This window comes from Cryobacterium sp. N21, assembly GCF_002929575.1.
Taxonomy (GTDB): Bacteria; Actinomycetota; Actinomycetes; order Actinomycetales; family Microbacteriaceae; genus Cryobacterium; species Cryobacterium flavum.
On the sequence record NZ_PJJQ01000022.1, the window covers coordinates 55,994 to 69,518 of the forward strand.

The following is a 13,525-nucleotide window of genomic DNA, read 5'->3' on the forward strand; positions in this document are numbered from 1 at the left end:
TTTCGTTGAGGCTCGCGTTTAGTCGGTTTCGATCACGGCAAGAATGGTGCGGACCTCGACTGAGGCACCCTCCTCGACCAAGATCTCAACCAGGGTTCCCGTGGCAGGTGACTCGAGGGTTTCCTCAACCTTCTCCGCCTCAACCTCCGCCAACGGTTCGTCTTCATCGACGTGGTCGCCCACCTTCTTGAGCCACTCGACGATTGCCCCTTCACTCATTCCCATTCCCCACTGGGGAAGCAACACATCTATACGCGCCATTTGATTCCTCTTTCGTTATTAAACTGCGGCTGCGACCGGCTGAAGCGCCGGCAGATCGACGACGCGCCGGATGGCGGCCGCAATGGTGGCCTTCGTCGGGTACATCTGCTTTTCGAGCGAGGGGCTAAAGGGAATTTGCATGTCCGGTGCCGTAACACGAACGATCGGGGCTTTAAGCGAATCAAAGATTTCTTCCGCGACGAGCGCACTGATCTCTGCCGCTGCACCGCAGGTACGGTGCGCCGGCTCGGCTACGACCAGGCGACCTGTCTTTGCCACCGACCGCAAAATGGCATCACGGTCAAGTGGAACGAGCGTTCGTGGATCAATGACCTCAACGGACACTCCTTCCTTTGCGAGTTCTTCCGCTGCAGCCACTGCCTCCGGCACGGAGCTCGAGATAGCGACGACGGTGACATCCGTTCCTACTCGCGCCGTGCGTGCGACGCCAAGCGGAACCCAAAACTCGTTCTCGTCTACATCCTCTTTCGAGCTCCACAGGAGGCAGGCCTCGAAGCTGAGGATCGGGTCGTCGGAATCGACCGCGGAGCGGAGCAGCCCTTTTGCGTCTGCGGGCGTGGCGGGGGCAATGATCTTCAGGCCGGGGACGTTCATGAACATCGGATACGGACGGTCCGAGTGGTGCGCGCCGGTGTTCAGTCCATAGAACATGGCGGAGCGGAAGACCACGGGCATCGAGGCCTGGCCGCCGAACATGTACCGGTTTTTCGCCACTTGGTTCACGAACTGGTCCATGGCCATGTAGAGAAAGCTCGAGTAGGAGAGGTCGACTATCGGGCGTAGCCCGGTCATCGCAGCACCAGCGGCCGCGCCGACTATGCCCTCCTCGGAGATCGGGGTGTTGCGAATGCGGTTCTTGCCGTACCGCTGAAGAAAATCACCCTTGTCACTGCGGGATTTGCCGCCACCGGTAGTGCCATAAACATTGGCTTCGACGTCTTCGCCGATGATAATGACACGCTCGTCGGCGTCCATGGCCTCGCGCTGGGCTGCGCCGATGGCACCCAAATAGCTCATCACAGTCATGCTGCGGACTCCTTGTCGGTGTAGAGGTCGTCGAAGGCGACCGAAAGATCGGGGTAAGGACTCGCGTCCGAGAATGCGACAGCCGCATCAACCTCGGCGAGCGCAGTGGCTTCGAGGCCATCGAGGTCATCGTCAGAGAATCCCTGCGACGCCAGATAGTGGCGAAAGAGCATGATCGGATCTTTTTTCAGCCAGGCCTCGCGCTCATCGGCGTTCCGGTAGTCCGTGCCGAGTCTCAGCCCTTCGGAGTGTTCGTTGTACCGGTAGGTCATGACCTCCACCAGTGTGGGGCCGTCCCCGGCGCGCGCCCGTGCCACCGCTTCGGAGACCGCGTCGTAGACAGCCAGAACGTCTTGTCCTTCTTCAACTCTGATTCCGGGCATCCCGAATCCAGCGGCACGCTCGGAAATGATGCCCGATGTCACGGTGTGAGCCGGGGTGCTCAACGCGTACTGGTTGTTTTCGCACAGAAAGATCATCGGGAGGTCCCAGACGCCGGCCATGTTCATCGACTCGTAGAGGACACCCTGATTGGCGGCTCCATCGCCGAAGAAGGCGAGCGCTACTTTGCCGTTGTTCAGCACCTTCGACGAGAGGGCTGCTCCATTGGCGATCGGGATGGAGGACCCCACGATGCCGGACTCGCCGAGGCTCCCGACCGCGAAGTCAGCGAGGTGCAGGGAACCGCCCTTACCTTTGCAGACGCCCGTCGCCTTGCCGACAAGCTCAGCCATGAGCGGGCCGAGCGGTGAGCCTTTTCCGATGGGGTGTCCGTGGCTGCGGTGGTTTCCACTCATGTAATCACCCGCGCCAAGGGCCATAGTGGCGCCGACGACCTGCGCTTCTTGCCCAATGCTGGTGTGAACCGTGCCGGGAATGTGGCCTCGTTTCACCATCTTGGACGCGCGTTCATCGAACGCTCGGATTCTCAACATTCGCAGCTGCATCTCACGCAGGGTATCGCGTGTCAGTTCGGCCATTGGGAACCGCCTTTCTTTCGACGTCTTCGTCTGCGTTCGCGAGTGAATATTCATTCGCGTTATGAAACTCTATGCTACGCATTTCTGTGTCCCACTGCAAGCGACACGGATGGGACATCCGACCAACCAAGTTCATGCCGTATCGCCACCGGAATGACGTGGTCCACTCGGTCGAGAATGTAGGTGGGCTGGTCCGCTGCAGCGGTGCGCGCCACCGAGTCGAGGTCGGCGTCTCCGGTGAGAACAAGCGCGGAATCCATCCGGGCATCCACGGCCATTTTCACGTCCGTGTACAGGCGATCGCCCGTCATGAGGCATTGCTCTGGCCGCAGCCCAAGGCTTGCCATCACCGTTTCAAGCATGATCACGCTAGGCTTCCCTGCGTTAGCGACGCAGGGCACACCGGTGCACGCCTCGATCGCAGCGACAATCGCCGCCGCGTCAGGCTCACCGCGGCCGCCCGGAAACGGACAATAGCGATCAAGGTTGGTCGCCACCAGAATCGCATCCCGCTTCCACAAAGCGTCAAATGCTATTTGGAGCTTGGAATAGTCGAAACCTCGGTCATAGCTCGCCAAGACGATCTCTATCTCGTCGGGGTTCGACGACGTAGGGATGCCCGCATCCCGCAGTGCCGTAATGAGCGGTTGTTCAGCGATCGGATAGACCGTTTTACCGGGGTGTTCGCGACTAAGCCAAGCGACCATGCTCACCACTGAATTGACAACTTCCTCGGGTGCAACCTGGATGCCGAGTTTCGTGAGCTTAGAGACGTACATTGCCCGGTCGAGAGTTGGGTTGTTTGAGAGAAACACCACCCGACGTTTCGTCTCGCGGAGGTGCGCAAGGAGCTGGAGCGCTCCTGGAAGAAGTTCCTCACCGAGATAAATGGTGCCGTCCAAGTCGAACAGGTAGGCGTCGTAGACCCGTTCGGGCAGCGCCCGTGGTGTGGCCTTCCCGGTCGGCGCCGAGGGCAGGCCCGTGCTGGTAACGGTCGTTTCACTCACGCGATCACTTCGATTCGGTCGTGGAAAAAGGAGCGGAACGCGGGGTAGATCGCCGCGTAGCGGCGATACAGCACTTCGTAGTCATCGGCAGCTTTCGGGTCGGGTTCATATCGGACCTCGGTGGCACTCATGGCCTCGGACGCGTGGCCAATGCTGGGAAAAAGTCCCGCCCCGAAGGCCGCGAGCATGCCCGCGCCTAGGCAGGTTGTTTCCCTTTGGCGCGACAATACAATGGGCCGGCGCAGAACATCAGCGATGATCTGGCACCACAGCGGGCATTGCGACCCTCCACCCATGGCTACAAATTCTTCCACGGTGTCCCCCGTTGCCTGCTCGACCTGGTCCTGACTCAGCCGCAATTCGAAAGCAACGCCCTCAAGCACGGCGCGATAGATATGGGCGCGATGGTGCACGCCCTGAAGACCCACCATGATGCCGCGGGCCTCATGGTCCCAGTACGGCGTGAGAGCGCCGTTCCAGTAGGGAACAACATAAAGGCCGTCACTGCCCCGAGGCACCACCGAGGCTTCGACCTCGAGGGTGGCCTCGACCCCGCCGCGAAACTTCTCCGAGGCGTGAGTGAACGTATCGATGAACCAGGAGATCATGTACGTGCCCGCCCCCACGAAGGTTTCGTACGCGAAGCTGCCCGGAATCGTACCCATCATCGCTCGATACGCCCTGTCGGGCTGGTACTTAGAGGAGTAGGTGCCCGAGATCAGGCCCGTGCCGATATTGAGGTACGCCCGCCCCGGTTCCGCGACCCCCGCCCCGAGCCCGGCGCACTGTCCGTCACCGGCTCCCGCGACGATGAGCGTGCCAGGGAGCAGGCCAAGAAGCTCGGCGGCATCGATCGTGAGGCCACCGATAACGTCTCCGGGAGCATACAGGGCCGACAATTGCGAGTGGTCGAGACCGAGGTTCGTCAGGACAGCTGCGTCATAGTCGCCGGTTCGAATATCGATGAGGCCGGTGGGGTCCATGCTTGCCGTTGAGGTTGCCCAGCGGCCAGTCATGCGGTGCACTAGATAGCCATGCACCTCGACGACGTGCGCCGTACGGCGCAAAACCTCGGGTTCATGCTCGGCCAACCAGAGCAGTTTGTAGTACGAAACGGTCGTGTTCGGCGGCTTCCCGGTGCGGTCGTGCACATCGGCCGAACCAAACTGGTCCACCTGCTCACCGGCCCTGGAATCGAGCCAGAGCATCGCCGGTCGCACAGCTTCGCCGTCGTCGTCGAGGCACACGAAACTCTCGCGCTGGTGCGTTACGGTCAGGGAAACCACACGGCTGACGTCGAGGCCTTCGACGGCACTGCGCACCGCGCTTTGCATAGCTGTCCACCATTGGCGCGGATCTTGTTCGCCGCGCCCCGGCGCGGGGATATTCAAATCAAGCTCGGCCCGCCCACTGGCAACCTCGGTGCCATCCGCGTTCCAGACACTCGCTTTGGCGCCGGTGGTTGAGCAGTCCACCGCAATGACCACGCGATCATCTCTCATGACGTCGGCTCACTCTCTGCTTGAAAGGCCTGCTCGATCACCACGTCCACATCGGCCGGCGTCCACCAACCAAGAAGGAAGAGCAGGTCGATGACCGTGAACCGGTCGCGCATGAACAGACAGTTCGCGACAGCCCACCGCCAGATTTCCGGGGTGACCCAGTCGACAAGGTCGCCCGGGGTGGTGGGTGAGCCCGCGGCGAGCAGACCGGCCGATAATGACGCGGGCGTGGGGACGGCGGCAGCGATAGCGACACCATCGGAGATCGCGTTGGCGACGAGGCCCTTCATACGCTCGGGGTCGGCGTTCCACGCCTTGATCTTGCGGGCATAATCGGACCAGCATTCCTCACCGCGACCGCCGGTCTCGTCGCACACATCGAACGCTCGCTTCACCTGCTGTTCGAGGTCGCTCGCTGACGGGAAACGGAGGGTGAACTCACCCGCGGCGACCCGGCGGCGCAATAGATCCCACGCTGCGGACGCAATCTGAGTCGCAACGCCAACCTGAGCTCCATGGAGGCCTGTCGGCAGGTTGTGGGCGGCGGCATACATGTCGAGCATGTGCGAAACGACGTGCTCAACACCGGAGAGGCACGCCGTGGTACCCGCAATCCCTGTGCCCATTCCGCGGATGGCGAGCATTCGGGTGAGGTCAAGCACTGCTCCGGGCGCACCCTCGGCGAGACCGTCTGCCCACGTGGCGGGGTCACCAGCGAACTCGAGCAGGAAATCCCGCGGGGTCAGCCGAAAACTGGTGTCGAAGCCCAGGCGGTTGGCGAGTTCCCAGTCGGCAGGAGCGGTGTACAGCGAGAGCACCTCACCGAAACCGGCAGTGTTCATGGCAACGGGAGCGTCTGCGATCGTCTTCGTGTCGGCGAGCACTACGTCGGGCCACCGGGAGGGGATAGTGCGCTTTACCCCGTTGCGCAAGACTACCGAGACGTTGTCGGTAAAGCCGTCGACGGATGCTGCGGTCTGCACGATCACGAGCGGAATTCCACCTTGGCGGTCGGTGGCGACCTTTCCAATGTCGGAAATCGTGCCGCTACCGATCGCAACGGCGCAGTCATATCCTTCAATGGCAGCCGTCGCAGTTTCGAGTGCGTCTTCGTCGGCGTGCAGCTGTCCCGCGTGGCCGAGAACGACAATCTGCACCGCGAACGCCTCGGCAAGGAGTTCGCACAGTTGCTGTTTCAGGTCGCGGCCGTCGCGCAGGATGGTCGTCTCGTCGACGAGAACGACTACTCGGGGCACCTCCGTCGATCCGTCGGCTACCAAGCCTTTCACCGCTGGGACCAAGCCGAAGCTTGCTTCGGGCGAAATCACCAGGGAGCGGATGCCGAGTGGCACCAGTTCGACCGCGTCGGGTGTTGAGGCGATGACCGCGCGGATCGCGTCAAGGTCGGTGGGATCGGTGATTGTGGCGAATGCACTCATGTGTGTCTCCTGCTCGACTTTCGGTCAGTGAGTACCGCGGCGGCGATAACGGCGCCAATAACCACGGGCTGGAGGTTTGCGGAGACATTCAGCAGCGACATTCCGTTATTCAGGACGCCGATGATGAGGAGTCCGACGAACGTGCCAAGGAGGCTGCCCGAGCCGCCAGCGAGACTGGCACCGCCGATGACCACTACGGCAATCACGTTTAGAAGGTCAGCAGCGCCGGCGGTGGGCTGAGCGGAGTCCAATCGTGATGTGACGAGGAGACCGGCTACTGCGGCTAGTATTCCGGCGATGGTATATACCAAAATTTTGGCGCGGCGTACGGGAAGTCCGGACAGGCGGGCTACTTCCTCGTTTCCGCCGATCGCATAGAGCGCACGGCCCGACGGCCTGAACTTGAGCCAGAATGCCGCAATGGCGAATATCGCGACGAGAATAACGCCCTCAATAGGAATGCCGAGAAGGCTCGTCGCTGTGATCGCAACGAACCAGTCAGGGAACCCCGTTATTGGGTTGCCATTTGTAATGAACAACGCGAGACCCGCCGCTGCCGACATAGTCGCCAGCGTGGCAATGAACGGTTGCAGTTTGCCGTAAGCGGTAAGGATGCCGTTAATGAGGCCGACAAGGGCCCCCACGAGAAGGCCCGCGACCAGAGCGACCTCGAAAGGCCACCCGGCCATTTTGTACATCGCGGCCATGGACATGGAGCTGAGCGCCAGCACGGAGCCAACCGACAGGTCGATGCCTCCGAGAAGGATGATCAGTAGCGCTCCGACCGACATGACGCCGACAGCTGAGACTTGGCTAAGAATATTGAGCAAATTGCGAGGGGTCAGGAAGTACGGGGACAGGAATGAAAGGGCAACGACGATCACGATCAGGCCGATCAGGGGACCAGGAATCTGACTCATTATCTGTCGGACTCGACTCGTGTTGCCGGACGCAGCCGACCGCGGTGCGATCTCGCTGTGCGCGGGCGTAGAGTCTGGCCGAGGGGGCGTGACGTTGCGGTCGACTATGGCCATGGTTCAGTTCTCCTGCATTCTGATCGGCGTTCGGAACTCTTCTTCGCCGTCGATTGGCGACTCGAGTGGGGCTTCTCTTGGGACGTTGCTAAGCGCAAAGGCCATGACTGCTTCCGGTGTCGCTTCCGCGCGGTCGAGAATCGCACGCTGGCGGCCACCGGACATCACGAGCACACGGTGAGACAGGCCGAGTACTTCTTCGAGTTCTGATGAGACGACGATGACGCCGACGCCGGTTTCGGCGAGTGCTCTGATGGTCTCGTAGATCGTCATCTTCGCTCCGACGTCGACGCCCCTGGTGGGCTCGTCGAGGATGAGAACCTTGGGCTCGTTCACCAGCCACTTCGCCAGCAGCACCTTCTGCTGATTTCCGCCCGAAAGAGAACCCACGGGAATGTCGAGTCGTCCACGGATGTCCAGGAAGTCTCGCAGTTTGTTCGCGGTCGCCGTCACCTTCTTCTTGGTGATAATTCCGGCTGAGCTCAGGCCTTTCTCCCACGGAAGGGTGATGTTTTCGGCGCCGGTACGGTCAAGGTTGAGTCCTTGACCCTTTCGGTCCTCGGGAACCATCGCGATCCCAGCGTCAATGCCAGACCGTGGGTTTTTGATATAAACGACCTTGCCGCGCACGCTGATCTTTCCGGCGTCGGCTTGATCTGCACCGGCGATGGTTCGCACGACCTCGGTTCGACCAGCTCCCACGAGACCAGCGAAGCCAAATATTTCTCCGCGACGAACATCGAAGTCGATGCCCTCAAATACTCCGGCCTTGCTCAATCCCGTGACCGAGAGTGCGATCTCGTCGGTAGCGGGCTTTGGCGCCCGGTGGGAGAAGACAAAATCGCGGCCGACCATTGCCTTGACCATTTCGTCTTTCGTAATCCCATTTGCTGGCCAATTTCCCACCAACGCGCCATCCCTGAGGCACACAATCGTGTCCGCGACTTCTTTGATCTCTTCGAGGCGGTGGGAGATGTACACGATTCCCACGCCACGTTGTCTCAACGCTGCGATTTGAGCGAAAACGTGTTGAGTTTCGGACTGACCGAGTGAAGCAGAGGGCTCATCAAAAATGATGTATTTCGGTTCGCGGGAGAGGGCGCGTGCGATCTCGATTTCCTGCTGCGCCGCGATGGAAAGTCCTGCAACCGGACGGCGCGGGTCAGTCTGTGAACCGACGAGCTCGAGGTATTCCCTCGCCTCGTCATTGATGCGATTGCGATCGATCAGGCCTCGGCGACGAGGCAGCCGCCCGATAAAGATATTCTCTGCGACCGACAGCTCCGGAACCATTCGAATCTCTTGATGAATAAGCGCGACGCCATTTTTCAATGCGTCTGACGGCCGAGCTGGTTCGTAAGGAACGCCGTCGATGGTCATCGAGCCGCCGTTGGCTTCAACTATGCCCGCGATAATCGACGACGTTGTCGACTTTCCGGCCCCGTTCTCGCCGATGAGTCCAACGACGCTTCCGGGCCGGAGCGTAATATCAACGCCTTTGAGTACGGGAATTCCCCAGTAGCTCTTGGAAAGCCCCGTGCAAATGAGACCCGCAGAATCTCCGTCTGCCTGGCCGTCGTAAGTTGTTTGTGCAAGTGTCTGTACCACTGTCATCCATTCATCACGATCGGAATAGAACCGGTGGGAGACGGTCTACCGCGGTTTCCACGTCTCCCACCGGCAGCTGTTCGATTATTTGAAGTCGGGACCGTAGAACTTCGCGGGATCGTTGTCAGCGACGTTCTCACCGGTGACGAGCACCGTGTCCTGATATTGGAGTTCAGGAATGTCATCGCCGTTTCCCTCGGCAATCTTCACCGCGTCCTGCACCGATAGTTGACCCATGAGGTACGGCTGCTGCGCCATCGTGGCCTGGGTGAGTCCGTCGGCGACGGCCGTGAACATCGTCGGGAATCCGTCGATCCCTACAAAGAAAAGGCCCGTGCGGCCTTCCTGCTTTGCAGCCTTAGCTGCGCCCAGCGCCATGGCGTCGCTTTCGCCGAAAATTGCCTTCAAGTTAGGATTTGCAGTCAAGATATTCTGGGCGGCGGTGAAGGCTTTAGTTTCGTCCCAACCTGCTGATTCCTGAGCGACGACATTGACGTCGGGATAGTTCGCTAGTGCGTTTGCGCAGCCTTCGCTGCGCTGCAATTCCGCGGTGGAGCCGAGCGGGCCTTGGAGGATTGCTATGTCGCCGGCGCCACCGAACTGGTCAAACATCCAGGTGCACAGCTTCTCGGCGGCGGCGACACTGTCCGTCGCGATGTATGTGGCAAGTTTGCCTTTGCCGGACTCGGGCTTTTGGTCGACGGCAATGATCGGAACACCGGCGTCATTGGCCAGCTTGACGCCGGCTGCTGCTGACGTTGCGTCTTGGGCGATGAAAATGATGACGTCGACCTGCTGGGTGATCAGATCCTGAACTTGGTTGACTTGCTGACCGGAATTGTTATTGGCGGAGAGCGTGACGAGTTTATATCCGGCTTCGTCTGCAGCCTGCTCCATTCCGTCAACGGCTGCGACGTAGAACAGTGATTTTTGGTCCGCTACTGCGATCCCAATCGTTTGACCATTGTCGCCGTCGTTCCCTGAGGCGCCTGTTGGGGCGACAGTTGGACTGCAGCCGGTGAAGAGCAAGGCGACAGACAACGCGGCTGCCGACGCCAAGGTAACATTCCGTCGAAAATTGATGCTGTGCATACGTTTCTCCTTTGAAACAAACCTTGCAAGTGTGCATATTTATTCATGTCTTGATCGGGCATTCGTCCTAATTGAGTGTCGCATGACCTTGGAAGAGTGTCAAGAACCGTCATCGACATGCTTAAATCTTGATTCCGGGAGTCACAGCAACTATCTGTGCTCAATGAATCCAAGATCGCTATGCCGAACCGTTTGGCTGCGTAAGGTCCGCCTGCGTCCTCCGGACGATCGAGAGCGAACAGTCCTTCAGGCAGGGGGCCCCACCTCCCAAGTGCCGTTCGCGACCTCGATCCGGTTCGTTGTGTCAGCGACAATCCCGAACCATCGCCCCCGCCGTGATCGACTAACACCAAAAGGGAGATCCTCTCTGCGCCATCGCCGCCACCGCACTCCGCGTCGAGCCCAGCCCTGACCTTGAGCGCCCATCGACAGCGGACTGCCGACCGCCTACCGCCCATCAACCACGCAGGTGAGCGGTGGCCCCTCGCCGACGTCTGATATCCGAGCGCCGACGACAAGACGAGACCGGCGCATTGCCCAACCCTCTTGATCGTTTCCCGACACGGCCGGCGCATGAACGACACCCACACTGGCAGGAAAGGTCAAACCGTGTCGGTCCCCACATGCAGAACCGAGCCACCGACTGCTTCGCCGGACAGACGTTGGCCACCGTAGAGACGCGAGCATACTGCTGCCTATAGTCGCCGCCGACGATGATGATGATCACAACAACTGTTTAGGGCGTCATCGCTCCACGACCCCGTCCATCTCGACCGCAATCGCAAAATAGAATATTCATATTTGGTATCTGCTTGGGTGAAGTAGCCTTGGTTTCATGCCGATTTCACCGAGCGTCAGGCCGCTGTCGGGTGTGGATTATCCGTCCACGTTCCTCGAGTTTCAGGACTGGTTTTCCACGGATGAGAAATGCCTCGATTACCTCGCACGGTTGCGGTGGCCGAACGGATTCGTGTGCCCGCGATGCGCCGCAACGACCTCGTGGCGGACAACGGACGGCCTATGGATGTGCACGGCCTGTTCGCGGCGCACCTCGGTAACGGCTGGGACTATCTTCGACCGGACACGCACTCCGATGCGGACCTGGTTCGCCGCCATCTGGTTTGTCACCGCGCAGAAAAACGGGGTGTCTGCCCTCGGCCTGCAACGTGTCCTGGGGTTGAAATCCTACGAGACCGCGTGGGTCTGGATGCACAAGTTGCGGCGCGCGATGGTCGTCCCGGAGCGGGATCTGCTCACCGGCACCGTCGAGGTCGACGAGACCTTCGTCGGGGGCATCTCCCGCGGCAATGTGGGGCGCTCAAGCGACAAGGTTCCGGTCATCGTGGCTGCAGAGAGCTTAGGGAAGAACCGGATTGGTCGCATCAGGCTGGAGCCAACACCCGAAGGTCGGCTCACCCTCGTCAATTTCACCCAACGCGTCGTCGTACCCGGCGCGATGATCAAAACCGACGGCGCCCGGGAACTCAGGCGCCTGTCCGCGCTGGGCTTTGAGCACCAGTATTTCACCCAGCTCGGCTCGACCGTCCCGGCCCACATCGACCTTCCGGCGGTGCACCGGGTGGCTTCACTTTTGAAGCGATGGATGATCGGCACGATGCACTACGGAGCGTCCCGAGAGCAGTTCGGGTTCTACCTCGACGAGTTCACCTTCCGCTTCAACCGGCGGACATCGAAAAGCCGAGGTCTGTTGTTCTACCGCCTCATGCAACAGGCCGTTATTACCGGGCCGCACCCGATCAAAAGCCTCGTAATTCCACGAGACGATTCGGCAGCCTGTGACGTCAGGCCGACGCCGGATCCAGCGCCCACTGGCGGCTTAGTCCCCTGACTCCAACAGGTACGCTCAGAGCATGTCCCTTATCCGCACGCAGGCCATCGTCACCGTTACAATTCCCGGACACGATCTCCGACGCGCTGCGGAGAGCCTCAAGCAAGCATTGCTTCCCTACCCAGAAGCACGAATCGTCGCGTTAACGCAAAAGACAAACTGGATGACCTCTTTCATGGGGACGACGGCTCTACTTGCCGCCATCGATTACACGCCAGCCCCCGAAGCGCTCTAACTTCCGCCGCTGTCAACTTTCCATCGGGCCGTTACCCACTTCACCTAAGCAGATACCCAGTATATTCATACTAGATGAGGGATCGAAAGACTTCAAATGTCTAGAAGACAGTGCAGAAAATATGACCATAAACCCGCGCATAAAGTGGTTATGTCAGCAAAAAACCCCCGCTTGACCGGGGGTTTTACAGCTGGGGTACCTGGACTCGAACCAAGAACAAATGATAGGCGTCGGGGTGGTCGTGCGCACCTGCATATGGGGCAGAATTCCGCGGAATTCCGCGGTACTCATGGGATTTAGTGTACGCGTTGTACGGCGAGATACGGCCTGAATCTGGTCAGATTTAGGGGTTTATGGTGCGTTTGTGTTCACGCCAATATTCGAGAAGGTTCTTGACCATAATCTGGCCCCACCCCCAACCTGACTCGAAGCGTTTTGTCAGCCCATGTTGGAAGTGAAATCCAGACTGAAGCATTCCGAGAACATCCATCGTGATTCCAGAAACAGACCGATGTCGAGCCGCAAGTGGCGCGCGTGTCGGCGACGCCCTCATCGTGGTCTTTTCAACAAGCCTCTCGCAGGTAATTGTCCATGCTGAATGCCTGTAGCGGCGCATCTCCCCGCGCGTACAGGGGGTGGCGTGGATGGCCGGACTTGATTGGGTCACCCAGAGATATCCAGCTGCAACCCGAGGCCGACGTCAGCTGAAGGATGTCCTCAAGCAGCGCTGGCAAATAAGGCCTGGACGTGATGAGACCTCCCCAGGCTGCCAAAATGGTCAGCGGGCGGCCGTCTATTATCTTGGCGATCTGGCGCTCGTTCTCATCTTTGATATCTGGGCGGTACACACGGTCGAGATCCCTCGGGTCCGTCGCGATCTGAGGATAGACGTTCAGCATTATCCAGCTGTCGAACCCGTTGTCGAGAGCGAAATTGTTCACCCGCGACACCGTTCGGTCCAGCGCGTTCGGCACTGCGGTGCTCGGATTGATCCCGAAGCACACCAGTGGATTTAGCCCGACCGTTCCCAACGCATATCGTGCTGAACCATCAGCTGCCCGCTCGTAGATCCACCGTTGTTGGTTCACGCCGTTTCCCCTCTGGACTTCCTGCAACTATCCCACGGCTGACAGGTCGACCCCGACCAAGTTCCAGACACCGGTTGCGGCACTCCCGACTGGTGCGGTAACCGGAGCCGAACGGATCGACGCAGCGCACCTCTTTGAAGAGCTATCCGTCAAGGAGGAAGCGTGTCCACATTCCAGGATCCCATCGCCGATGCGGACGAAGCCTGCGAGGCTCTGCGCGCCTTGGCACATGCGACGCGTAGGTTCAACGACCCAGCGCAAACGTATGACGTGATCGGCAACCTGCTCGCTGCTCGCTGCTCTGTCGGCGGACATGAGAAGCTGCCCGTAGGCGGCCACGGAATTGCCCGCTGACGGCCAGGAGATCTGCCCGTTGGTGGCCA

Annotated in this window: 13 protein-coding genes; 3 read left to right on the forward strand and 10 right to left on the reverse strand. The window is 60.0% G+C overall.

From position 1 onward, the window contains the following. Nucleotides 1-18: 18 nt before the first annotated feature. The 9 genes from CXY77_RS01710 to CXY77_RS01750 form a co-directional block, all read right to left on the reverse strand. Complete coding sequence (locus tag CXY77_RS01710; RefSeq protein ID WP_092341282.1) at nt 19-261, reverse strand: biotin/lipoyl-containing protein; 243 nt, start codon at nt 259-261, stop codon at nt 19-21. Nucleotides 262-279: 18 nt separating this feature from the next. Continuing rightward, a complete protein-coding gene (locus CXY77_RS01715; protein ID WP_092341283.1) occupies nt 280-1,308 on the reverse strand; it encodes an alpha-ketoacid dehydrogenase subunit beta in 1,029 nt (342 codons plus the stop codon). After that, a complete protein-coding gene (locus tag CXY77_RS01720) occupies nt 1,305-2,288 on the reverse strand; it encodes a thiamine pyrophosphate-dependent dehydrogenase E1 component subunit alpha (protein ID WP_199181838.1) in 984 nt (327 codons plus the stop codon). Before CXY77_RS01720 ends, CXY77_RS01715 begins: the two co-directional genes overlap by 4 nt. 74 nt (nt 2,289-2,362) lie before the next feature. After that, nucleotides 2,363-3,295 carry an HAD-IIA family hydrolase gene (locus tag CXY77_RS01725; RefSeq protein ID WP_233197164.1) on the reverse strand — a complete coding sequence of 311 codons (933 nt, stop codon included), beginning with the start codon at nt 3,293-3,295 and terminating at the stop codon, nt 2,363-2,365. Further along, nucleotides 3,292-4,797: an FGGY-family carbohydrate kinase gene (locus CXY77_RS01730; protein WP_092341284.1), complete on the reverse strand. Its 1,506-nt coding sequence runs from the start codon at nt 4,795-4,797 to the stop codon at nt 3,292-3,294. The genes CXY77_RS01725 and CXY77_RS01730 overlap by 4 nt, the downstream gene beginning before the upstream one ends. Then, nucleotides 4,794-6,236, reverse strand: a complete 1,443-nt coding sequence (locus CXY77_RS01735) for an iron-containing alcohol dehydrogenase (RefSeq protein ID WP_104129503.1) — start codon at nt 6,234-6,236, stop codon at nt 4,794-4,796. Before CXY77_RS01735 ends, CXY77_RS01730 begins: the two co-directional genes overlap by 4 nt. Further along, a complete protein-coding gene (locus CXY77_RS01740; protein WP_233197165.1) occupies nt 6,233-7,120 on the reverse strand; it encodes an ABC transporter permease in 888 nt (295 codons plus the stop codon). Before CXY77_RS01740 ends, CXY77_RS01735 begins: the two co-directional genes overlap by 4 nt. Nucleotides 7,121-7,273: 153 nt before the next feature. Then, a complete protein-coding gene (locus CXY77_RS01745) occupies nt 7,274-8,884 on the reverse strand; it encodes a sugar ABC transporter ATP-binding protein (RefSeq protein WP_104129504.1) in 1,611 nt (536 codons plus the stop codon). A 78-nt stretch (nt 8,885-8,962) separates the two neighbouring features. Then, nucleotides 8,963-9,970: a substrate-binding domain-containing protein gene (locus CXY77_RS01750; protein ID WP_092341288.1), complete on the reverse strand. Its 1,008-nt coding sequence runs from the start codon at nt 9,968-9,970 to the stop codon at nt 8,963-8,965. A gap of 835 nt (nt 9,971-10,805) precedes the next feature. Between CXY77_RS01750 and CXY77_RS01755 the strand changes: the two genes are divergently transcribed. Together CXY77_RS01755 and CXY77_RS01760 are read left to right on the forward strand one after the other, a co-directional pair. After that, nucleotides 10,806-11,819 (forward strand): IS1595 family transposase, encoded by a 1,014-nt coding sequence (locus tag CXY77_RS01755; RefSeq protein WP_233197166.1) that lies wholly within the window; start codon nt 10,806-10,808, stop codon nt 11,817-11,819. A gap of 22 nt (nt 11,820-11,841) precedes the next feature. Continuing rightward, nucleotides 11,842-12,054, forward strand: a complete 213-nt coding sequence (locus CXY77_RS01760; protein ID WP_104129505.1) for a hypothetical protein — start codon at nt 11,842-11,844, stop codon at nt 12,052-12,054. Between the two features lie 563 nt (nt 12,055-12,617). On the opposite strand, the gene CXY77_RS01765 is transcribed toward CXY77_RS01760, so the two are convergent. Continuing rightward, nucleotides 12,618-13,142, reverse strand: coding sequence for a DUF1643 domain-containing protein (locus tag CXY77_RS01765; protein WP_158252741.1), 525 nt, complete (start codon nt 13,140-13,142; stop codon nt 12,618-12,620). Between the two features lie 162 nt (nt 13,143-13,304). Here CXY77_RS01765 and CXY77_RS01770 point away from each other — a divergent pair, with 162 nt between their 5' ends. Beyond that, nucleotides 13,305-13,496 (forward strand): hypothetical protein, encoded by a 192-nt coding sequence (locus CXY77_RS01770; RefSeq protein ID WP_104129507.1) that lies wholly within the window; start codon nt 13,305-13,307, stop codon nt 13,494-13,496. The last annotated feature ends 29 nt before the right edge of the window (nt 13,497-13,525 follow it).